24 protein-coding genes are annotated in these 19,446 nt (G+C 56.2%); 10 read left to right on the plus strand and 14 right to left on the minus strand.

Annotated elements, in window-relative coordinates; genetic code table 11:
• Positions 1-84 precede the first annotated feature (84 nt).
• Together ACZ5Q2_RS09125 and mtgA are read left to right on the plus strand one after the other, a co-directional pair.
• Positions 85-1,824, plus strand: a complete 1,740-nt coding sequence (locus tag ACZ5Q2_RS09125) for an N-acyl-D-amino-acid deacylase family protein (RefSeq protein ID WP_058092215.1) — start codon at positions 85-87, stop codon at positions 1,822-1,824.
• A gap of 107 nt (positions 1,825-1,931) precedes the next feature.
• Complete coding sequence (mtgA, locus tag ACZ5Q2_RS09130; RefSeq protein WP_374812448.1) at positions 1,932-2,627, plus strand: monofunctional biosynthetic peptidoglycan transglycosylase; 696 nt, start codon at positions 1,932-1,934, stop codon at positions 2,625-2,627.
• A 42-nt stretch (positions 2,628-2,669) separates the two neighbouring features.
• Here mtgA and ACZ5Q2_RS09135 read toward each other — a convergent pair whose 3' ends face one another.
• From ACZ5Q2_RS09135 to ACZ5Q2_RS09155, 5 genes are all read right to left on the minus strand, one after another.
• The gene (locus ACZ5Q2_RS09135) at positions 2,670-3,890 is read right to left on the minus strand and encodes an outer membrane protein assembly factor BamB family protein (RefSeq protein WP_432210219.1); all 1,221 of its coding nucleotides are present in this window, start codon (positions 3,888-3,890) and stop codon (positions 2,670-2,672) included.
• A 164-nt stretch (positions 3,891-4,054) separates the two neighbouring features.
• Positions 4,055-4,624 (minus strand): NnrU family protein, encoded by a 570-nt coding sequence (locus ACZ5Q2_RS09140; RefSeq protein WP_432210218.1) that lies wholly within the window; start codon positions 4,622-4,624, stop codon positions 4,055-4,057.
• A 120-nt stretch (positions 4,625-4,744) separates the two neighbouring features.
• On the minus strand, positions 4,745-5,152 hold the full coding sequence (locus ACZ5Q2_RS09145) for a PaaI family thioesterase (protein WP_432210217.1): 408 nt from the start codon (positions 5,150-5,152) through the stop codon (positions 4,745-4,747).
• 28 nt (positions 5,153-5,180) lie between these two features.
• Positions 5,181-5,636 carry a hotdog fold domain-containing protein gene (locus ACZ5Q2_RS09150; protein WP_072676570.1) on the minus strand — a complete coding sequence of 152 codons (456 nt, stop codon included), beginning with the start codon at positions 5,634-5,636 and terminating at the stop codon, positions 5,181-5,183.
• Positions 5,637-5,712: 76 nt separating this feature from the next.
• Positions 5,713-6,327: a TetR/AcrR family transcriptional regulator gene (locus ACZ5Q2_RS09155; protein WP_432210216.1), complete on the minus strand. Its 615-nt coding sequence runs from the start codon at positions 6,325-6,327 to the stop codon at positions 5,713-5,715.
• Positions 6,328-6,425: 98 nt separating this feature from the next.
• On the opposite strand from ACZ5Q2_RS09155, the gene ACZ5Q2_RS09160 reads away from it, so the two are divergent.
• Positions 6,426-6,818: a DUF2784 domain-containing protein gene (locus ACZ5Q2_RS09160; protein WP_061333051.1), complete on the plus strand. Its 393-nt coding sequence runs from the start codon at positions 6,426-6,428 to the stop codon at positions 6,816-6,818.
• An 8-nt stretch (positions 6,819-6,826) separates the two neighbouring features.
• Here the strand turns inward: ACZ5Q2_RS09160 and thpR are convergent, their stop codons facing one another.
• Both thpR and ACZ5Q2_RS09170 read right to left on the minus strand, forming a co-directional pair.
• Positions 6,827-7,363, minus strand: coding sequence for an RNA 2',3'-cyclic phosphodiesterase (gene thpR, locus ACZ5Q2_RS09165; protein ID WP_061333052.1), 537 nt, complete (start codon positions 7,361-7,363; stop codon positions 6,827-6,829).
• A 7-nt stretch (positions 7,364-7,370) separates the two neighbouring features.
• Positions 7,371-7,583 (minus strand): hypothetical protein, encoded by a 213-nt coding sequence (locus tag ACZ5Q2_RS09170; protein ID WP_061333053.1) that lies wholly within the window; start codon positions 7,581-7,583, stop codon positions 7,371-7,373.
• A 283-nt stretch (positions 7,584-7,866) separates the two neighbouring features.
• On the opposite strand from ACZ5Q2_RS09170, the gene ACZ5Q2_RS09175 reads away from it, so the two are divergent.
• Positions 7,867-8,769 carry a hypothetical protein gene (locus tag ACZ5Q2_RS09175; RefSeq protein WP_061333054.1) on the plus strand — a complete coding sequence of 301 codons (903 nt, stop codon included), beginning with the start codon at positions 7,867-7,869 and terminating at the stop codon, positions 8,767-8,769.
• A gap of 11 nt (positions 8,770-8,780) precedes the next feature.
• On the opposite strand, the gene ACZ5Q2_RS09180 is transcribed toward ACZ5Q2_RS09175, so the two are convergent.
• A complete protein-coding gene (locus tag ACZ5Q2_RS09180) occupies positions 8,781-9,626 on the minus strand; it encodes a DUF72 domain-containing protein (RefSeq protein WP_061333055.1) in 846 nt (281 codons plus the stop codon).
• Positions 9,627-9,796: 170 nt separating this feature from the next.
• A complete protein-coding gene (gene arfB / locus ACZ5Q2_RS09185) occupies positions 9,797-10,210 on the minus strand; it encodes an alternative ribosome rescue aminoacyl-tRNA hydrolase ArfB (protein WP_058092204.1) in 414 nt (137 codons plus the stop codon).
• A 71-nt stretch (positions 10,211-10,281) separates the two neighbouring features.
• On the opposite strand from arfB, the gene ACZ5Q2_RS09190 reads away from it, so the two are divergent.
• Positions 10,282-10,974 carry an NAD(P)H-binding protein gene (locus tag ACZ5Q2_RS09190; RefSeq protein ID WP_058092203.1) on the plus strand — a complete coding sequence of 231 codons (693 nt, stop codon included), beginning with the start codon at positions 10,282-10,284 and terminating at the stop codon, positions 10,972-10,974.
• Here ACZ5Q2_RS09190 and ACZ5Q2_RS09195 read toward each other — a convergent pair.
• Positions 10,956-11,555 carry a sterol desaturase family protein gene (locus ACZ5Q2_RS09195; RefSeq protein WP_058092202.1) on the minus strand — a complete coding sequence of 200 codons (600 nt, stop codon included), beginning with the start codon at positions 11,553-11,555 and terminating at the stop codon, positions 10,956-10,958. The genes ACZ5Q2_RS09190 and ACZ5Q2_RS09195 overlap by 19 nt on opposite strands.
• 98 nt (positions 11,556-11,653) lie before the next feature.
• Here ACZ5Q2_RS09195 and ACZ5Q2_RS09200 point away from each other — a divergent pair, with 98 nt between their 5' ends.
• Complete coding sequence (locus tag ACZ5Q2_RS09200; RefSeq protein WP_227510232.1) at positions 11,654-13,384, plus strand: BamA/TamA family outer membrane protein; 1,731 nt, start codon at positions 11,654-11,656, stop codon at positions 13,382-13,384.
• A 5-nt stretch (positions 13,385-13,389) separates the two neighbouring features.
• On the opposite strand, the gene ACZ5Q2_RS09205 is transcribed toward ACZ5Q2_RS09200, so the two are convergent.
• From ACZ5Q2_RS09205 to ACZ5Q2_RS09215, 3 genes are all read right to left on the minus strand, one after another.
• The gene (locus ACZ5Q2_RS09205; protein ID WP_061333056.1) at positions 13,390-14,169 is read right to left on the minus strand and encodes a substrate-binding periplasmic protein; all 780 of its coding nucleotides are present in this window, start codon (positions 14,167-14,169) and stop codon (positions 13,390-13,392) included.
• A 223-nt stretch (positions 14,170-14,392) separates the two neighbouring features.
• Entirely contained in the window at positions 14,393-15,097 is a 705-nt protein-coding gene (locus ACZ5Q2_RS09210; RefSeq protein ID WP_061333057.1) for a PspA/IM30 family protein, read from the minus strand.
• A gap of 4 nt (positions 15,098-15,101) precedes the next feature.
• Positions 15,102-15,371 (minus strand): YiaA/YiaB family inner membrane protein, encoded by a 270-nt coding sequence (locus ACZ5Q2_RS09215; RefSeq protein WP_058092198.1) that lies wholly within the window; start codon positions 15,369-15,371, stop codon positions 15,102-15,104.
• 154 nt (positions 15,372-15,525) lie between these two features.
• Here ACZ5Q2_RS09215 and ACZ5Q2_RS09220 point away from each other — a divergent pair, with 154 nt between their 5' ends.
• Positions 15,526-16,293, plus strand: a complete 768-nt coding sequence (locus ACZ5Q2_RS09220) for a helix-turn-helix domain-containing protein (RefSeq protein ID WP_061333058.1) — start codon at positions 15,526-15,528, stop codon at positions 16,291-16,293.
• Positions 16,294-16,325: 32 nt separating this feature from the next.
• On the opposite strand, the gene ACZ5Q2_RS09225 is transcribed toward ACZ5Q2_RS09220, so the two are convergent.
• Positions 16,326-17,264, minus strand: coding sequence for a sensor domain-containing diguanylate cyclase (locus ACZ5Q2_RS09225; protein WP_058092196.1), 939 nt, complete (start codon positions 17,262-17,264; stop codon positions 16,326-16,328).
• Positions 17,265-17,507: 243 nt separating this feature from the next.
• On the opposite strand from ACZ5Q2_RS09225, the gene ACZ5Q2_RS09230 reads away from it, so the two are divergent.
• From ACZ5Q2_RS09230 to ACZ5Q2_RS09240, 3 genes are all read left to right on the plus strand, one after another.
• Entirely contained in the window at positions 17,508-17,960 is a 453-nt protein-coding gene (locus ACZ5Q2_RS09230; protein ID WP_286251246.1) for a hypothetical protein, read from the plus strand.
• 129 nt (positions 17,961-18,089) lie between these two features.
• Positions 18,090-18,788, plus strand: a complete 699-nt coding sequence (locus ACZ5Q2_RS09235) for a crotonase/enoyl-CoA hydratase family protein (protein ID WP_432210215.1) — start codon at positions 18,090-18,092, stop codon at positions 18,786-18,788.
• A 107-nt stretch (positions 18,789-18,895) separates the two neighbouring features.
• A complete protein-coding gene (locus tag ACZ5Q2_RS09240) occupies positions 18,896-19,393 on the plus strand; it encodes an acyl-CoA thioesterase (protein ID WP_432210214.1) in 498 nt (165 codons plus the stop codon).
• Positions 19,394-19,446 lie beyond the last annotated feature (53 nt).

The raw sequence follows: 19,446 nt of genomic DNA on the forward strand, positions 1-19,446 counted from the left end.
ATTAGTCTCAGGCCAGACACTGCATCGCATTTGATTCTGGCCAATGCCCTGATAATAACAACACCAGTGAAAGGGAACACCGCTATGGCTCACTACGACTTCATTATTGAAGGTGGCCGCTATTTCGATGGCACCGGCGCCCCGTCTTCCATCCGCAATCTGGCGATCAAGGATGGCCGAGTTGCCAGGGTCACTGATGAGGCCGTCGATCATGCTGAGGCGGATCGCGTGATTGATGCCTCGGGCAAATGGGTGACGCCGGGGTTTCTGGATACCCACACTCATTATGATGCCGAGCTTCTCGTAAGCCCCAGCTTGTCTGAATCCGTGCGCCATGGTGTAACCACCGTGCTGGTGGGCAGCTGTTCCCTGAGCATGATCTGCAGTGAGTATGAGGACGCTTCCGACATTTTCACCCGGGTGGAAACCGTGCCCCGGGAACGGGTGCTGCCGATTCTGAAGGAACACAAAACCTGGTCTACCCCCAAACAATGGGTGGAACATGTCAAACAGGTGCCGTTGGGGCCAAACGTGATCAGTTTTCTGGGGCACAGTGACCTGCGGGTAGGGGTGATGGGACTCAGCCGGGCCACTGACCTGGCGATTCAGCCCACCGAAGAAGAAATGCAAACCATGGAAAGGTTACTCAAAGAGGCCCTGGATGAAGGCTTCCTGGGGCTCTCCACCATGTGCCTGAAATGGGACAAGGTGGATGGCGACCGGGAATGGTCCAAGAGCCTGCCCAGCACCTACGCCAAATGGAAAGAGGTGGCGCGCCTGAACAAGCTGGTGCGCCAGTATAACCGGGTGCATCAGGGCGCTCCGAATGCCGCCACGCCGCTACAGATTCTGCAGTACGTGCGCGAATGCCTGGGCTGGTTGCGCCGTCCCCTGAAGACCACACTGATCAGTCAAATGGATCTTAAAGGCAGTGCCTACCTCACCAACCTGACCCGGCTAACCTCTGTGTTTACCAATGCGTTACGGGGGGATTTCCGCTGGCAGGTGCTGCCCACGCCGTTCACGGTGTATGCAGACGGCATCGATGTGGTGTTTTTTGAGGAATTCGGTGCCGGCGAAATGGCCCTGGACCTGAAAGACGCGGTTGAGCGCAACCAGCTCCTGAAAGACGAAGCGTACCGGCGTAAGTTCCGTAAGTTCTATGGCGAAAAACTAAGCCCGAGGGTGTGGCAGCGAGACTTTGGTGACGCCATGATCATCGACTGCCCGGACCAATCCCTGATCGGCAAGAACTTCGAGGAAGTGGCCAAAGCCCGGGGTGTGCACGTGGTGGACCTGTTCCTGGACCTGGTCGTGGAGTTCGGTAAGAAAATTCGCTGGTACACCACCGTGGGTAACCATCGGAAACAGGTGCTCAAGCGGATCGTCAAAGACCCCCGCTCGCTCATTACCTTCAGCGACGCCGGCGCTCATATCCGCAATATGGCGTTCTACAACCTGCCGCTGCGCATGCTGAAGCTGGTGCACGAATCCATTGAGGAAGGCGACCCGATCATGACCATGGAGCAGGCCGTTCATCGCCTGACCGGAGACCAGGCCGACTGGTTTGGCATCGAGGCCGGGAAAATCCGGGAGGGAGACAGGGCCGACGTGGTGGTGCTGGACCCGTCAGGATTTAACCAGAACTTGGAGCAGGTGCACTGGGGTGACATGGAGAATTTCGACCTTCAACGACTGGTTAACCGTAATCCCGGTATCGTGAAAACTGTGATTATCAACGGCAAGCTGGCGGTGGATGACGAACAGCTGGCTCCCGCGTTAGGGCGGGAGATGGGTTATGGACGGTTTATTGCTGCTTGTTGAGCTTAACGCGGCCTTTCCAGATGGTAACCGCCAAAGCCTGTCGTGTCGGCTAACATGTACGGCCTGTTTGTTCGTGTTCAGCCAATGGCGGTGGGTAGGTTCTGGTTATGGCCAAGAGGTCTTTTGTTCGCAAATCGTTGCGTCTGGTGGCGATGGCGCTCGGTGTCGTTATCGCACTGCTGTTGCTGGCTATTCTGCTGTTCCGCTTTGTGAACCCTCCCACGTCGGCGTTTATGCTGGCGTATCAACTCGATAACCCGCCCCGGCCGTTACGGCATGAGTGGGTGCCGCTGTCGGATATTTCTCCGTGGATGCCGCTGGCGGTGGTGGCCAGTGAAGATCAACGGTTCCCCCATCATCGTGGCGTGGATGTGGATGCTATCCGCAAGGCTGTGTCGGAGTACAAGGCGGGGGAGGGGCTGCGGGGCGCCAGCACAATCACCCAGCAAACCGCCAAGAATCTGTTTCTGTGGAACGGGCGCAGCTTTGCTCGCAAGGCCATTGAGGCGGGCCTGGCCGTGACCATCGATGGCCTCTGGCCCAAGCAGCGAGTGCTTGAGGTGTATCTGAATATCGCGGAATTCGGCCCGGGTATCTACGGTGTGGAGGCGGCCAGCCAGGCCTACTTCGGCAAGCCGGCACGTTATCTTTCCCAGGCCCAGGCTGCACGCCTGGCCGCTGTTTTACCAAACCCGAAGGTTCTGAGCGTGAACTCTCCGTCGGCCTATGTGCAGGAAAGGGTCGACTGGATTCAACGGCAAATGGCCCAGCTTTCCGGGCTGCGGTATCTTGAGGGGCTGTAATAGCCGGCTGCATCGCAGTCGGCTAATCAGTCCCTGCAATTTTTACCGGTCCAGGTACTGTGACAGGTGGAGTGCAAAGCTACCGTTGCTCTCTGCACTGTAGCCGGCGTAAAGCTTGTTACCATCAATGGCAACGCTGCCGGTGGTAATCTGTACGTTGCGATCTACTTTTGATTCCGCCACGCGGCTGCCGTCGCTTTCGTACTTGGCGTTGAAACCACCGCCAACCACAAACAGGTCAGACCCTTTCAAGGCGGCATCTTTAATGATCCCGTTGCGTGATGTTTTATTCCAGACGGTCCTGCCGGCGCTGTCGAGTTTGACGATGCGGTGGCCATCAGCGTTGGAGGCCGTCAGCAGCAAGTCGCCGCGATAGTCCTCAAACACCAGGGCTGGCCCGGGCAAGCCGTAACTCTTGTAAGCCGCGCCGAAGGTTCTGGTCCACAGCTTGTCGCCCGCCGGCGTGTAGCGGGAGATGCGGGCGCCGCCGTTGTCTGCCAGCAGGTTGGTGGCCACAACGTCGCCATTCATGGTGAAGATGACTTCGCCGGCCGGGTACTCACCGGTTACACCGGTTTGCTGCCAAAGTTGCTCTCCGTTTGCGTTGAACAGGCTGACAGCCTGGCCGCTGGCAATGACGAAATGACCGTTGGCACTGGCGGTTACCGAGTGCGCGGTATGCCCCGGATGCTCAATGTGCAGCAGAGGCGTGCCCTCCAGATTGAATACCCGGGTGTTGGGCCCGGTTACGTAAAGCATGTCGTTGCTGAGACTCAACGCGCGCATTTCGCTGTTGTCACTGAGCTTATAGCGCCAGCGTTCGTTGCCATTGGCATCAGCGCTGATCAGCCAGGCACCGGCAGACGACGTATTTTCATCGAGAACCTTGAACTGATTGGCCAGGATGTACACGTTGTCCTGGCCATCAATAACCATGGCAAGGGCGCTGTCGTCACTGCGGTAGTCCCCGGTGGCCAGATCGAAATCGACCGCCCAGAGCCGTTGGCCGTTATCGGAGTAACGGACAAGCAGAATATCCTGCACTCGATTGGCCAGACCGGTGCGAATGGTCGTACCTGCGACCATGACATCACCGTAGCTGTTGACCGAAAGATCTTCCAGCCAGGTCAGGCGATCGGGTTCCACGTTGGCTTTGTGGTTATACAGTGCGGTCCACTCGGGCTTGATGGTTGCGGTACAGGCGGCGATCAGAACCAGGGAGAACAGAAGGGTAAGGGTTTTCTTTCTTGCAATAGTGCGCATAGAACAACACTCCGTTGTATCAATAGATGTCCATGGGTTACTGCGCTCACGGAAGCGATGTTGTTCTTGGGTTGGCTTGGTAAGCAGGCGTGAAAAGTTTATGGAAGGGAATTAGGTAATACACACTAGGTTGCGCGGCACCACCAATCAGATAGCTTCCACCACTAAAACGGTGCGACGCCGAACGCCCATTGATGAACCCAAAGTACCATTATGACATACGCGGCAAGGCCACCGACCACGGCTATAACGTCGTTTGCTTTGGTGGCGGGCAGGGTCGCGATAGGCCGCTGTGTTCTGCGTTTCATGGAGATTCGGTCCGCAACCGCCCAGGCCAGGAAAGAGCCGAACAGAAGAACATCATGCAGCATGCCATTGGCCAGAAGGTGGGCCAGCGCCCAGAGTTTGACCGCAACGAGCATTGGGTGACCGATCTTAGTTTTGATCCGGCCGGGAAAGTAAGCAGCGAAAAGTAGCGGGAAAACGGGGATCAGTAGCAGCAGCGACAGATGCCTTAGCCAGGTGGGCGGCACGTAAAGGACGCTAGGATCAAGACGCGCAGCGCCGTAACCCCATATGATCAGCAGCAGGCCCGCGAGAGAGGCGAGGGAGTAGAGCCCCTTGAATGCCGCCTCCCCCATAGACGCGTGCAGTCGGTCCCGCAGCGGTTCATTCACGATAGACAATGAGTGAACGCCCAGAAACAGGGCCAGTCCCAGTATCAATGTTGTCATCGGCGTCCTCTCCTTAGCCTTGTGAAGGCTTCACCCGCTCTCTGTGAAGCGTCTTAATCCCGACAGATCTGGTTAGTATAGTCACCTGTGCGCTAACTACGAGCTGATAAACCTTTGGCGTCAGCTCGCCACCTTGGTAATGGTACCTTGAGCCACGGCGACCATCCTCTCTTCGCCGTTATCCGTCGCCACAATCTCGCACTGGCACACGGCCTGGCGCTTGCCATAAGAGAGTACCCGTGCCCTGGCGATCAACTGGTCCCCAATAGCGGGGCGGAGGTAGTTGATCTTGTATTCGGAGGTGACTGAATCCCCCAAAACCGAACCTCCGGCATAGGTCAGTGCATTATCAGCGAGGTAGCTGACCACTCCGCCGTGGACAAAACCGTGCTGTTGCTTGAGCTCTTCTTTCACGATCAGGCTCAGTTCCGCTTTGCCAGGTTCAAATGCTTTCAACTCAGTGCCCAATAGTACGCTGAACGGTTGTTGGGCCAGGATCTGTTTGCCAAATTCGAAAAGCTCCCCCATGGCGGGTTCCTCCTGTGCGGTGCGCCGGTTAGCGGGTATGTTTGATGTTCATATCGATCAGGGCATGAAACACCTCCTGGCCAGAGGTATCCGTCACAGAGACAGGCACCCTGACCGTACCCTCCTCGGACCAGTCGAGGCTGGAGCCGTCGGCGGTAGCAGTGAGGTCGGTTTTGGCCTTCTTGAGATATTTGACGGTCATGCCAGAGGGAATCCAGCGTGCCCCCTTGGGAATTGAGGCGTCGGTGAGCAACCCGCCGGCCAGTTCCGCCATGTTGCACATGGCAATCGCATGAACGGTTTTCAGGTGATTGGTGACCTTTCGGCGTTTTTTCATGGTGACCACGCAGCGGCCCGGGGCAAGAGTCTCTACCGTTGGTGAGATGCTGGAGAAGTACGGTGCGGTCTGGCAGACCGCGCGGCTGAACAGGGTTTTGCCCATGGGCAGACGGCTAAGCCGGTTGTAGAGGCTGACAACATTCATAATGCATTCTCCTGCGCTAGAAAAGGGCGGTCAGGAGATAGTGCCAACATTTGGAATTTATTTCTAGAATAATATTCTAGCTTTTTGACAGGACTCGCCAGGCGGCCTCTGCAAAGAGCATGGCATGTTCCGACGGCGGCGTTGGTACCCGCCCGGCCAGCCAGGCCCGACAGTAGTTCTCAGCTTGCCCAAGCAGCAGGGAGGCATAGGTTTCCCGTGGCAGGGATCGAATGTCGCCCTGGCTTTGGCCCTCGGCCAGCCAACGGTGTATCACACCGTATTGCTCACGGTTCCTTTGCGTCAGTTCCTCTCGGAAGGGGCCTGCTGCCACACTGGCCCGCGCCAGAAACATGAAGCGAGCAAGTTCCGGTTCGTTGGTAACCCAGTCCATATAACGGGTAACCAGCGCTTCAATAACCTGTCGAGTGGTACCTGCGGCTTCTATCTCTGGCCATACGTTTGCCCTGTGATCGTCCAGGGCCGTGAAAAACAGCGCTGCGGCCAGGCCCTCTTTGTTGTGAAAATGGTGGTACAGGGTGCCAACACTGGCCCCGGAACGCTGGCGGATGATATCAATGGTGGTGGATTCAAGGCCGTGCTCAAGAAAGCAGGTCAGCGCGCAGCGAAGTATATGGCGTTTGTTGGCTTTGCGGGCACCGGGTAAAACACGGTCAAAAGCGTCCAGCGGCATGGGGTTCTCATGTCATGGTATTTAGAAGGTTATTCTAGAGAAATCTTCTGCCAGTTGTCGCGGTTTGTGGGGCGGGTTCGGTGCTGAGGGAGGTGTTTATGAACGCTCAGTGGTTTCAGATACTTGCAGACTTGTTGCTAGTGTTTCACACCCTGTTGGTTGTGTTTGTCATCTTTGGTCTGGTGGCTACCCTGGTCGGTTACTTTCGCCAGTGGAATTGGGTTCGAAATCTCTGGTTCCGGCTGAGCCATCTTGTGGTTATTGGTATTGTCGTGCTTCAGGCCTGGCTTGGCGTGCTGTGCCCGCTGACGATCTGGGAAATGGAATTGCGTGCAAAGGCCGGGCAGGGTGGTTATGAGGGCTCGTTCATTCAGCACTGGCTGGAAACCATTCTGTACTACAACGCGCCGGACTGGGTTTTTATTCTGGTCTATACCCTGTTTGGGACGTTGGTTGTGGCAAGCTGGTTTCTGGTAAAGCCCCGACGCTGAAAGCAGTATCAGGGTTGCAAGGTAAACCGCTCAGTAACGGTATAAACGGAGCCTCCCGGCCCAGGTGTGCTCTTATAAAGTACGAAGTCTTGAACCGGCATCAATCCAAACAGGGTGCCTTGGTGGCTTTCAAACAGCGAGGCCACCGAACCCGCCGGATGTCGAAAACGGCTAAGCGTGATATGCGGTTTGAAGCTCGGGTTTTCGAGTGTGAACCCGTTGTCGGTCAACGCGGTTGCCAGATTTTTCTGGAGCTCTCTGAGTTCATTCTCCGGAGATACGCCCGCCCAGAGGATCTTGGGTTTTTCCGGAGAACCGAAACACCCCAGCCCCTGCACATTAAGCTCAAAGGGCGATTGGGTAACTCCCCTGGCTAGGTCACAGGCCAGGGCCACCTTCTGCTCTTCCACCTGGCCGAGGAAGGCCAGGGTCAGGTGCAGTTGCCCGCGGCTTTGCCAACGGGCTCCCGCCACTTGTGTTTTGACTTGCAGGAGGCTCGTCTTGATGGCCTCGGGAATCTCAAGCCCGAAAAACAGCCTTGGCATAACGCGTTCAGTAACAGGAGTTGGGGGAAGTGTCCGGATTAATCTCGCCGGCCACTTCCTCCGGGTCAATGCCGTGACTGACCAGTACCTCCCGGACGAAGTTCACCTGCGCCAGAATGCGGTCGGCGTCGTCGCCGTATTCGTAGCGGTTGATCTCGACCGGCTGGGGCATGAAGGTGAACGCGGTTTTCAATGCCGTCAGGGTGTCTTCGTCAGTCATCAGTATCCTCCAGAGTGAGGCGGCTCCAATTGGAGCTGCTTTGGTTCATCGCGTTTGTAATCAGTTATATGAGCGGACTTCAGTGTCCTGTTGTTGGCTGCAGCACGTCAACCCGGAATATTTAACTACCCATACATGCAGACGGCGGGAATGGACAATGTCTCACGCGTGCACGGGGCGATATTGGACACAGATCAAGGACATGATCTGTTAGGGTGCCGGGCCTTGGACAGATCAGCTTGCTGGTCATCATTTCTGGAAAGCAAATTAAGGACTTCCTGCTGTGCAAACTCACGATGAAAGTAATTCCTACCAACCCGTTTCTGTTTCACCGCGCAAAGTAAAAGCGGGGCCGCCACTGAACTGGATTTCAGGGTCTATAAAACTGCTCCGTGACAACTGGGGCGTGATTCTGCCGGCATACCTGCTGGTGATTGTTGCGCCAGTGCTGATTCAGCTGGTTTCGTTCGAGCTGATGTTTCGAGGCAGTCTTATTACGATGGTTCTGATCGTTTCTGCGATCGCGGTTCTGACACTGGTACTGAACGCCGGGATGATCGCCGTTTTTCACTCTGCAGCTGAAGGGCGTCCTCGATTCACCAGTTTGTTTGCTGCGTTTGGGGGGCACAGTATCGTTCACCTTGTGCTTATGTTGCTGATGATGGCTTTGGTCGCCTTGGCTATGGCATTGGTGGGTTACTGGATTGTGGGTACAGCAGATCTTGAGCGTGCGCTTTTCGGCACCGGCTACTACGGTGACGCCATGAGTTTCGGCTTGGGAACCCAAAACTTCATGTTGCGTGCCCTGTTCGTGTTCCTCTCGGTGGTGGCGGCTGTGACCCTGTTCGCTGCGCTCTTCTGCTATGTCGTGCCGTTGATCGTGATTGCTCGTGAAGGCGTCTTTGCGGCGATTAGTCACAGTTTTCGGGCGAGTTTCAAGAACCTGTTCGTGCTGATTTTCTTCGCCGTGAATGTGATGGCGCTGAGCCAGCTCTTTTTCTTCCCCCTGTTCACGATCAGTGCGTCAACGGCATCAATGAGTTTCTGGGTGGTGGCGATGATTCTTGCGGCCATAGTTTGGGGGGCAGTGCTTACCGGTGCTTATTACCTCTCGTTCCGGGATGTGCTGCTGGCGGATGAGCCACCCCTTGGTGAGCCGGCTCTGGACACTGCGGTAGCTGCGTAGTCGGCGTTTGGTCAGAACAGCCCGATTTGCGGCGTTGCAACGTGTACTGGCAGAGGCTCCAGCTCCGGAAGCTTTTCCCGCAGAAGCTCCGTCCAGAGTGAGGCCAGTGCCACTGCGTGGCCGTTGTCGGGCATGTGCATGAAGACATAGGGCTGAATTCCGTCTTTGATCCAGGCTGCGACTCGCTGCACCCAAGGTGCAAGAAACGCCCGGTTGGCCTCCAGGTCTGGATGCCCGATGTAGCGAATCACCGGCGGTGCGTTGCTGGGGAGGATGTGCACCGGAACCCTGGGCTTCTTGCGCTGGGCATCGACGGTTGATTCGCAGTCGGGAGTTGCCGAGAACAGCGCCCGGCTATCCAGTGCCACCCGGGCGAGCTTGCGGGCCCGCAAACCCTGATTCAGGGCCCGCTCCTCCTCACCTTTGGCGAAGAACGCCGGGTGCCGGACTTCCACCGTCCAGTCCAGATAGTCTGGTGCTGTGTCCAGAAAACGCCAGAGTTGGTCCAACCTCTCCGGGCCGAAGCCTGCGGGTAGCTGCAGCAACATGGGGCCAAGCACACCGTTCAGCGGCTCAATCAGCGACAGAAAGGCGTCCAGTTCATCGCCAGCGCCGTTCAGGAAGCGTTCGTGGGTGATGGTTCTTGGAAGTTTGAACAGAAATCGAAAGTTGTCCGGAACTTGCTGCCGCCATAGCCGGCACTGTTCACGGCTGGGGCTGGCGTAAAAGGTGGTGTTGCCCTCAACGGTGTTGAATATCCGGGCGTATCGCTCCAGGGGGGTGCCGCCGGGGGGCAGTTGGTTGTTCCAGTTCGGATCTTGCCATTGAGGGCAGCCAAGAAAGTAGGGCAATGCCATCGCTCTTCCGTTGCTGTGCTGTGGATAAATTGATCACTTAAAGCGGGCGGATGAACCGGTTGATCAAATAACCTACGCATTCCACCAGCCCTTGTGGTTAAAGGGTTTGCACTGCCTATCCTTTCGTTCCTAACAAAGTTATCCACAGATGTTGTGGGTAAAACAGACCGTCAAAGCTGAACTTTTCCCCTGAGTGCCTTGGTTTTGCCCTTTTTCGTTTTACTGTCCACTCGCCGCCTTTGCGACCCCTTGGTAGGCTTGGTTGGGCGCCGGGCCTTTTGTTGCTTTACCGCTTCCTGAATGAGCTCTTTCAGTCGCTCCAGGGCATCCTCCTTGTTTAGTTCAAGAGTCCGGAAAGACTGGGCTTTGATCACGATGATGCCGTCTTTGCTGATGCGCTGATCTGACAACGCCATCAGCCGTTCCTTGTAAAACGGTGGCAGGCTGGAGTTAAGGATGTCGAACCGCAGGTGAACGGCGGATGCCACCTTGTTGACGTTTTGCCCGCCAGCGCCTTGCGCGCGTATCTGAGTGATCTCAATTTCCCAGTCTGCCAGTTCAACGGCATTGGAGATTTTCAGCATGGGTTTCCATTTAACTGCACATAGTGGATTCTGGTGTTACGGTGAGCCTAATCAATTTTCAGGGGTGTGTCATGAACGTTCTGGTATTGGGAGCCACAGGCCTGACCGGTCGCCTGGTGGTCGAAAAGTTGCTGAAGCGCTCCGGGGTAACATCCGTGGTGGTGCCGGTGCGCCGTTCGCTGGGTATTGATAGCCCGAAGCTGGTGGAGCATGTGGTCGACTTTGAGGCGCTGGAGTCCCGCGCTGATATCTTCAAGGTTGATGCCCTGGTCTGCTGTCTGGGCACCACCATCAAGAAGGCGGGCTCGCAGGAAGCATTCCGTAAGGTGGATTACGAGTACGCATACAGGGCGGCCAAATTGGCCAAGGCGGGGGGCGTGAACAGGCTTATCCTGATGTCTGCCATTGGTGCCTCCTCCCGGTCTACGGTTTTCTACAGCCGGGTGAAAGGTGAGCTGGAGGATGCGGTGCGGGGGCTTGGGTTTGATTACCTTTCCATTTATCACCCAAGCCTGTTGCTGGGAGACCGAAAGGAGCATCGTACCGGCGAAGCCATCGGCATGGCGGTTATGCCGTTAGCCAACCGCGCCTTGATTGGCCCGCTACAAAAGTATCGGGCCATTGAGGCCGAGACGGTTGCCGAGGCGATGGTGAATGACCTCATGGAATCCGATAATGGCAAAGGCGCCCGCCCCGTGGTTGTGGTCTGGGAGTACGATGACATCCGTAGCTTGGCCCGGGGCATTCAGGCCAGCTGTCCTTGATTGAGCCTTTCAAAGCTTTTCGGTAAGAGTCTGCGACAGGCCTGGTTCAGGGGCTTTTCAATGGCTTTAGGCAGACGCAGGCCCAGCGGGTTGGTCTCGGCATCGTCTTGATTGGCAATTACCCGGGTGCCCATGATGTAGTCGAACCAGGGGCGGGTGACGCACCAGTTGGCATCCTGGTTAGTGTTCATGTGATGGTCGTAGTGCCAGGGAATCGCTTTTTTGCCCCACTCAGGCTCAAGGTGTGAGCGCCGGTGCACGTAGAAATAACGAGCAGCAGCATAGTAGGTGCCCAGGGTGAAAAACGGCGCTACCGGCATGGCCAGCGATGTGATCGCCGTGAGCTTAAGCAGAGACACAACTTCATCCCGCGTGCGCCAGTTGCTCAGGCCTTCCGCGTAACCGTCATCCTGATAATCGGTGGTGCGCACGATTTTGTGGTGCTGCCAGTGGCTCTTCATGGACTTGGGAATCGGGCTGTGGCGAGGCTGCCCCGGCCGGGGCGTGCCATGCAGAATGTATTTGTGGGCATACCACTCGAAGCCGTTGGCAAAGATCAGGGCGATGGGAAAACCAATCATGGTCTGGCCTCTTTTAGTGATTGTTGTTCTATCCTGTCATAGCCTTGGATGAAACCTTTTATTAATTTGCGCCAGGTTGGCGGCTTCATTGGCGGAATATGACAGTTCGATCGGGTGGAAAGACAGCGATGGTGTGCCGGAACAGTCTGTTGGTGTCCGGCATGGTTCTGTCAGGGGCTGTGTTGGGGGCAGAACCTACCGAAGAGCCGTGTGTTGTCAGCAATGTTCAGCCGGCGATGATTGATCTGGACAAGCCTCGAGATCAATTGGCGCGGCAGAGTGATCTGGTCATTCCTCCCGGTGCCACAATTGGCAGTATTCGGGTTATTCAGCGCCCCATTTTCGATACCACTGATCCGGATCAGGACAATTTCCTGTATCGAGCCCTCAATACTCTCAACACACCGACCTGGGAGTCGGCCCTTCGTTCCCAGTTGGTGTTTGTTGAGGGCGACACCTACAACCCCGGGTTGCTGGAAGAGTCCGAGCGGGTCTTGCGGCAGCGGGAATATCTGACAGCGGCCTGGGTGGGGGTTACCCGCCTTTGTGGCGACGAGGTAGAGGTGAGTGTTCTGGCCCGGGATACCTGGACGCTGCTTCCGACCTTGGGTATTACAAGGTCCGGTGGTGACAATACCACCAATGCCGGTATCTCCGACCCCAACTTTCTGGGCTCGGGCAAGAGCCTGGGTATTTCCTACACCAAGGACCCGGACCGCTCCGAAACCAGTGTGTTTGTGGACGATCCCAATGTTGCCGGCTCTCATTGGCAGGCGGGCTTTTCCTACGATGACCGCAGTGACGGGCGGGGGCGGAGCGCCTATCTGGAACGGCCGTTTTTCAGCGAGCGCACCAACTGGCGCTTTGGCGTGGCTGGCGTGGACGATGTCCGGGAGGAGTCCCGTTACGTGGGGGCGCAAGCCATTGCCGATTATCGCCGCATCCGCGAATATTTCAGTATTGACGGCGGCTGGCGCCTGGCCGAACGCAATGAGCGGCAACTTCGGTTGTTGGCGGGGTATCGCTACGAGGCGTTCGGGTTTCAGTCATTGCCCGACCAGCCGGCTCTGGATGTGTTGCCGGATGATCGAACCCTGAGCTATCCATGGATTGGTTTTGATTACCGCCAGAACCGCTTTCGCGAGATGACCAATCTGACTCGTTTACAGCGGGTCGAAGACGTTCGGGATGGTTTTGTGTGGCGCACGGAATTTGGCTATTCAGGCACCGGGTTGGGGGCCACGGAAGACCGGATCGTCCTGAACATGAGTTTTCAGGACTCCTTGCTGGCGACGGAAACCAACTACGCCAGCTATGGTCTGGAGCAGAGTGGCACGTATCGGCTTGACGAAGACCGCGTGGAGAATCTCCTGGGCACCCTCAGCCTGGAGTACTTTCACGGTGGATCGGTTCGCTGGACCGGCTGGTACACGAGTCTTGCCTTTACCGCTGCTCGCAACCTGACCGCCGACCAACAACTGTTGATCGGAGGTGAAAACGGGCTGCGTGGCTATCCCAGCGAATATCAGCAAGGGGACCGCAGGGTTTTGTGGACACTCGAGCGCCGGTACTTCCCCGACTGGCATCCATTCAAGTTGTTTCGGATGGGCGGGGTGGTGTTTGTTGATGCTGGCCGCGCCTGGTTTGCTGACGGTCAGAGTAACGGGCCGGACGGCGGTGTGCTGAGGGATATAGGGGTTGGCCTGAGGCTGGCATCCAGCAGGGTTGAAGTACAGCGAATGCTGCACTTTGATCTGGCGTTTCCCCTGGATGGGGATGACAGCATTGATGCCTTACAGGTGTTGCTGCGGGGGAGGAGCCGGTTCTGAGTGCATTACTGATCTTGTCTCAGCTGCATGCTGTATTGGGGATTCTTGAAGTAACGGTCATAGCGGCCATCATCCCGGAAGGCCTGAAGTCTTTGATTGAAGCGTTTTGCCAGTTGCGGGGTGTCTGGTCGTGTTTTTGGGAATAAAACGAAACTTTCGTTCTCGAGAAGGGAGCGGGGGTGGTGGGTGATACGGCTGGATTCCTCAGGGTCAAGTTCACGGCGCAGAATGTGATAGCCCACGTTGATCTCTTCGGGGAACGCATCGATGCGGTCGAACAAGAGCCTGCGGAAATTCAGCACGGTACTGGCTACCCATTCAATATTGAGTAAATCATCCTCTACGGCTTGATCAAAAGCCGAACCGTAACTGTAGCCAATACTGCCCCCGAGCCTGAGGTCAGACAGGTCTTCCACCGTGGACCAACTGATTGGCTGGCTTTTGAGGTGAAAAACCACAAATCTCTCTTTAAGGACCGGATCGCTGAACGTGAAGTCCTGCTCACGTTCTTCCGCATGCATCCACACCGCTGTGGCATCGTGTTTACCCGTTGCAGCCTCATAGTAGGCTCGTTTCCAGGGGAGGAAGTGGTAGGAGACCGTAAAGCCTTCCTCGGCAAACACATCCCGCAGCAATTGGGCGACAATCCCCTGATCGGATGCCTCCTGATCAAAATACGGCGGCCAGTCACCAACCGCTATGCTCAGGTGTTGTGTATCATCTGCGGTGACTGCCTCAATCCATGTAAACAGCGATACCAGCAGCATGGTCAGGTATCGTTTCATCTCTAGGCTCCGGGAGTTGCCCGCGAATAAGCCATCGGCCGGGGAGCAGGCGATTATCTATGAAAATAGCAGCCTTTTTCGGGGTTTCCCAGTTTTAATCTGCGCCTTCCGCGAAGGGTCCTTTGGCGGGCAAAGCAGTGGCCTCGAATCTCTCTTGGAGGTCAGCTATAAGCAGAGGTAATAGACTCTTGCTTATAGCTGCATCTAGCTTGGGTGATGTGCGCTATTCGCTGCAGTCTGCGGATGACCGCGAACGAATCCTGGCAAGGACCTGTTCGCCACTGCTCTGTCCGTTGCTGATGCCAGCTGCTTTCAGTTTCGAATCCAGGGAGTCGTTCTCCTGTTCCCGGTCCAGCTCTGTCAACGCCGCCTCGATATCTTCCGCTTCGGCCTGTCTTGCCTGAATGCGGGATACGGACTGGTTGAGGTCTTCCATATGACTGCTCAGCCCCCGGGCGTGTCCGCGGAGTTGGCGGTTAACCTGCTCGGCGTGGCGGTTGGCCCTGGCCAGCCGGAGTTCACTGTGGAAATGCTTGAGCGCCCGGCCAGAGTCTCGCAGCTGTTTGCGCAATCGGTTTTCCTGCTGCTGCAGTTTGTCGTGCTGCTGTTGCTGACGTTCAAGAAGTGGTTCATCTTCTGCGATCAGGTTGGCCAGTTCCAGCGCCAGCTCTTCCTCGTTCTTTTTCAGCGCTTCGGTTACCTGATGCTCCCGTTTGTCGAGGGTTGCCCTGAGGTGTTCGTTGTCCTTGGCCAGCCGGGTTTTTTCCGACATCAGGCAGGCGAGCTCCCGCTTGGAGCGGGCGATGGCCTGTTCGGCATCGCGCAGCTCCTGTTCGAATATCTGGATACCGTTGGCATCCACCAGTTTTGCTACCGGCTCCTGGGCCGATGCCCGGAACAGGGTGTCCAATTTGCGCCAGATGCTCATGGTGTTACTCCCCGTATTCTTTCAGCAGTTGATGGGTGCGTGCCTCGGAGATGCGGTTGACGATGCGCTGGTGCTCGTGCTCGTCGCGGATGGTTTTGGAGAGCGTGATGGTGGTGCTGACCAGAAACAGGGCGCTGATAGCCATGTAGCCCTTGAGCACCAGATCCACCGGTGCCAACACTACACCGGCGGCAGCTGCAAAGAGTGCGATAGCAAAGGAAACCTTCACAAAGAATACCCACCCGGCGGAATTGCTTTTGAGTTCGCTGTCCATGATTAACTCCTGATGACGTTGTTGTTGGAACGGCTTCACTGTGCGTGAACCAGGGAAGGCGGGCGAGGTTTTCTATAAAGGTAGTGCTGCCCTATACATCAGGTATCGTATATTGATACGTTTGGCTGGATGGCTGGTAAGAAAGGGGACGGTTATGGCGCAAACTAGCGCGATTGTCAGTGAATTGAAACGCCAGCTCAGGGCGCACGGGCTGACCTATCAGGATGTGGCGCAGGCGCTGGCTCTGTCAGAGGCCAGTGTGAAACGGTTGTTTTCAGACCGCCAGTTCTCTTTGAAGCGCCTGGACCAGATATGCGGGCTGATGGGGATGGAAATCACCGATCTGGTCCGCAAGCTGGTCCCCGAGCCCCGGGTTGAACAGCTGAGCGAAGAACAGGAACGGGAGCTGGTGTCTGACTTGCGCCTGTTGCTGGTGGCGGTGTGTGCCATGAACCGCTGGCAGTTTGGCGAGATACTCCAGAACTATCAGATAGAGGAGCCGGAGTTAATCCGCTATCTGGCCCGGCTTGATCGCATGGGGCTGGTGGAGCTGTTGCCCGGTAACCGAATCAAGTTACTGGTCAGCCACGACTTCGCCTGGCAACCCCGGGGGCCAATCCAGCGGTTTTTTGAAACGGAAGTTCAGCAGGATTTCCTGAAATGTCGATTCCATCAGCCGGGTGAGATACGGCTGTTTGTAAGCGGTATGCTGTCGCCCCAATCGAACGAATCTGTGCAACAGAAACTGAAACGTCTGGCCCTTGAGTTTCGTCATTGCCATGAGGAAGACCTGGCTCTGCCATTAGAACAGCGTTTCGGAGTCAGCTTGCTGATGGCCATGCGGCCGTGGGAGATTGACGCCTTCGCAAGCCTCCGGCGGCCAGAGGCGAGGAAGGCGTATCCCGGTGTTACACGGAATTAGACACTGACTCCTCCCTTGGTGGAGTGGTGGCCTCAGGCTGCCACGATGCGGTTCCTGCCTTGGTGTTTCGCCTCGTACAGGCGCTGATCCACAAGCCCCAGAAAGTCAGTGAGTGAATCATTTCTCGCTGGTGTGATTGTGCCAACGCCGATGCTCAGCGTGACCAGCTGGCTTGCGCTATTGCCACCATGGGCAATCTGTTCTCGTAGCAGATGTTGGTGGCACCGTTCGGCAATTTTCAGTGCTGCTTCAGGGTTGGTTTCCGGCAGAACGATGACAAACTCTTCGCCACCAAAACGGGCAACAAAGTCCTTTGAACGCGTTGCTGCACCCATGAGTACTTTGGCTATGCGTTTTAGGCACTCATCACCTTGCAAGTGTCCATGAAGATCGTTGTATTGCTTGAAGTTATCGATATCCAAAAGGAGCACCGAGAGCGGCTGCTGGTTTCTCACGGCATTATGCCAGGTCTCATCCAGGAATGAATCAAACATTCGGCGATTCGCTACGCCGGTGAGGCCATCCTGAAAAGAATATTCCTCAAGCTTTTTCTGCAGAGCCACGACTTTCTCTTCGGTTTTTTTGCGCTCACTGATGTCGAACATGAAACCGATCAGCGCCTCGACCTCTCCATGGTCATCTCGGGAAACATGCACCACATCCCTAATCCAGACGTAGTGACCGTCTTTGTGCAGTGCCCGATAGTCAGCTTCGTGATCGATGCCGGACTTGGATTGAGCGACACAGAAATCCACGACCCAGCCCTGATCATCCGGGTGCATGCGGGTGGCCCAATCTTCCACGCTCTGCCAGCTTTCCGGTGTCCAACCAAGTAACGCCTCAATCTGAGGGCCAATGTAGGCGAACTTCATGGTTTTCCAGTCGATCTTCCAGGGAATGGCCCTGGTAGATTCCAGCAGGGTTTTGTAAACCGAGCTGTCGGTGGCCGGTTCTTCAGATTTGTTTTTCACGACCGTACCTCCAGGCTTGGCTACTCGGGGTGGAGTCTTCGGTGGATGGATTTGAGAGTATGGGATATGTCGCAGTATAGGGCATTGGCGTCTGGAGGGAAGCTACTCTTCGGTGGATAAATTATGACCCGGTCATTTTGCGGCCATATTGCTTGAACCCCCGGTTCTATTGGGCTCAGGCCGGCTATCCTTGCGCTACGCACAAAGTTATCCACAGATTCTGTGCGTAACCTTGGGTGATGCATGACGAAGCCGCTTGGGGTAGGCTGCCTGCATGTCTATCACCCGGCGTTGTCGCCGCATAAACGGAAAGCGTTAATGAAGTTCCCCATTGTTACGGTTGCCATGGTGTCTGTTGCCCTCGTCTACGTGTTCTGGGGCCAGACTCAGGAATCCTCTGATCCGACCGATCCCGCCCGCTTTGCCAATCTTCAGGCTAACCCTGCCAAAAGCAGTGACGTGGTGGACTGGGCAATTACCCAGATTCCGGAGGTTTGCGCGCAGGCGATAGGGCAGCCTGCCGGCAGTGACGCAGTTAACGATTGCGAGAAGCGTGCGCAATCCCGAACGTCCACCTGTCGCCGGGCTGTGTACGACAACTTCCCGGACCGGGTGACCTCCGAGGCGATGTTCCGGGATGTCTCTATCTCGATGATGAATTGCCTGGTGCCCCAGGGCGGTATTGTTCGGCCATGACCGTTGGTGCGCGGCGGTGGCATGGCGATGATCAGGGCTTTACCTGATGCCCCAGATCGCCCACAATCTTGGGATTCTGATGTTAACAAACACTCACTTTAATAAAACGCAGTAGATGAGGATGCACAGGTGACTGAACTCGTAAGCTACGAACTGAACGACGGCATTGCCACCATCAGCCTGAACAACGGCAAAGCCAATGCCTTGAGCCACGACGTGTTTGCCGGGCTGAATGCCGCTCTGGACCAGGCCGAGCAAGACAAGGCCATTGTGATTCTGACTGGCCAGCCGGGTATGTTCTCCGGCGGCTACGACCTTAAAGAAATGCAGAAAGGCCCGAAAGAAGCAATGGCGCTGGTGAAGGTGGGCTCAACCCTGACCCGTCGCCTGGCGGCGTTCCCGCTCCCGGTGATTGGTGCTTGCAGTGGCCATGCCATCGCCAAGGGTGCGTTTATCCTGTTGTCTGTGGATTACCGCATTGGTGTAGAGGGCGGTTTCAAGCTGGGCCTGAACGAAGTGGCTATCGGTATGACCATGCACCACGCTGGTATCGAGATTGCCCGCCACCGTATGCCGGCGCCGTATTTCTACCGTTCGGTGGTGAATGCCGAGATTTTTAACCCGGAAGGCGCCGTTGCGGCTGGTTTCCTGGATGAGGCGGTGGCTCCTGAGCAGCTGATGGAGCGAGCGGTAGCGGTTGCAACTCAGATGAAGCAGCTCAACCTGAATGCGCATAAGCAAACCAAGCTGAAGGTGAAAGGCGATTACCTGACGCTGCTGGACCGTTGCATCGAACAGGACGCTGCTCACTTTGATCTGATGGGTTAACCCGAGCCCACCTCTTTCTGGAACTGGCTGGCAGGTTTGATTCTGAACAGCCAGGCCAGAAGAGGTTTCGCAGAGTTTGTGGGTAAACACGAGAGGGGGCGAGTGAAATGTATGAAAAGCCGGGTAAGCCGGTGGCGGCATCCGCCATCGACAAGCATGTGTACAAGGTTTTCCCCAACGATATGAACTCACACAATACAGTGTTTGGCGGCATGATCATGGCCAAGTGTGATCGCCTGGCTCTGGTTGTGGCAGAGCGCCATTCGGCCCATGTTTGCGTGACTGCTGCGGTGGATTCCATCCACTTCCGGGCCCCTGCCAAGGGGAATGACACACTGCTATTCAATCTGTCTCTGAACCGCAGCTGGGGCTCGTCGATGGAGATTGGTGCCCGTGTAGAGGCCGAGAACAGCTATACCGGTGAGACCCGCCACATCCTTTCCGCATTTTTCACCTTTGTGGCCCTGGACAAGAACGATCGGCCTGTTGAGGTGCCACCGGTGATTCCGGAAACGAAAGACCAGATTCGTCGTTACGAGAAAGCCGAAATTCGCCGGGAAGGGCGGCTGAGAACGCGAGACGCGCTTTCAAAAGCAAATGGCTGAGAGACTATCGCTTATTGATTCCAGTCATGGTATATCAGCGCCACAGAAAACCC

This window comes from Marinobacter alkaliphilus, assembly GCF_055394375.1.

Excerpts from the sequence above, each read along its gene's own strand:
- mtgA (WP_374812448.1), top strand. The coding sequence starts at position 1,932 with ATGGCCAAGAGGTCTTTTGTTCGCAAATCGTTGCGTCTGGTGGCGATG.
- ACZ5Q2_RS09125 (WP_058092215.1), top strand. The coding sequence starts at position 85 with ATGGCTCACTACGACTTCATTATTGAAGGTGGCCGCTATTTCGATGGC.
- ACZ5Q2_RS09170 (WP_061333053.1), bottom strand. The coding sequence starts at position 7,583 with ATGACTGACGAAGACACCCTGACGGCATTGAAAACCGCGTTCACCTTC.
- thpR (WP_061333052.1), bottom strand. The coding sequence starts at position 7,363 with ATGCCAAGGCTGTTTTTCGGGCTTGAGATTCCCGAGGCCATCAAGACG.
- ACZ5Q2_RS09145 (WP_432210217.1), bottom strand. The coding sequence starts at position 5,152 with ATGGGGGAGCTTTTCGAATTTGGCAAACAGATCCTGGCCCAACAACCG.
- ACZ5Q2_RS09215 (WP_058092198.1), bottom strand. The coding sequence starts at position 15,371 with ATGGACAGCGAACTCAAAAGCAATTCCGCCGGGTGGGTATTCTTTGTG.
- ACZ5Q2_RS09155 (WP_432210216.1), bottom strand. The coding sequence starts at position 6,327 with ATGCCGCTGGACGCTTTTGACCGTGTTTTACCCGGTGCCCGCAAAGCC.
- ACZ5Q2_RS09205 (WP_061333056.1), bottom strand. The coding sequence starts at position 14,169 with ATGAAACGATACCTGACCATGCTGCTGGTATCGCTGTTTACATGGATT.
- ACZ5Q2_RS09140 (WP_432210218.1), bottom strand. The coding sequence starts at position 4,624 with ATGACAACATTGATACTGGGACTGGCCCTGTTTCTGGGCGTTCACTCA.
- ACZ5Q2_RS09200 (WP_227510232.1), top strand. The coding sequence starts at position 11,654 with ATGACAGTTCGATCGGGTGGAAAGACAGCGATGGTGTGCCGGAACAGT.
- ACZ5Q2_RS09135 (WP_432210219.1), bottom strand. The coding sequence starts at position 3,890 with ATGCGCACTATTGCAAGAAAGAAAACCCTTACCCTTCTGTTCTCCCTG.
- ACZ5Q2_RS09160 (WP_061333051.1), top strand. The coding sequence starts at position 6,426 with ATGAACGCTCAGTGGTTTCAGATACTTGCAGACTTGTTGCTAGTGTTT.
- ACZ5Q2_RS09240 (WP_432210214.1), top strand. The coding sequence starts at position 18,896 with ATGTATGAAAAGCCGGGTAAGCCGGTGGCGGCATCCGCCATCGACAAG.
- ACZ5Q2_RS09195 (WP_058092202.1), bottom strand. The coding sequence starts at position 11,555 with ATGATTGGTTTTCCCATCGCCCTGATCTTTGCCAACGGCTTCGAGTGG.
- ACZ5Q2_RS09230 (WP_286251246.1), top strand. The coding sequence starts at position 17,508 with ATGACGAAGCCGCTTGGGGTAGGCTGCCTGCATGTCTATCACCCGGCG.
- ACZ5Q2_RS09180 (WP_061333055.1), bottom strand. The coding sequence starts at position 9,626 with ATGGCATTGCCCTACTTTCTTGGCTGCCCTCAATGGCAAGATCCGAAC.
- arfB (WP_058092204.1), bottom strand. The coding sequence starts at position 10,210 with ATGCTGAAAATCTCCAATGCCGTTGAACTGGCAGACTGGGAAATTGAG.
- ACZ5Q2_RS09190 (WP_058092203.1), top strand. The coding sequence starts at position 10,282 with ATGAACGTTCTGGTATTGGGAGCCACAGGCCTGACCGGTCGCCTGGTG.
- ACZ5Q2_RS09150 (WP_072676570.1), bottom strand. The coding sequence starts at position 5,636 with ATGAATGTTGTCAGCCTCTACAACCGGCTTAGCCGTCTGCCCATGGGC.
- ACZ5Q2_RS09220 (WP_061333058.1), top strand. The coding sequence starts at position 15,526 with ATGGCGCAAACTAGCGCGATTGTCAGTGAATTGAAACGCCAGCTCAGG.
- ACZ5Q2_RS09210 (WP_061333057.1), bottom strand. The coding sequence starts at position 15,097 with ATGAGCATCTGGCGCAAATTGGACACCCTGTTCCGGGCATCGGCCCAG.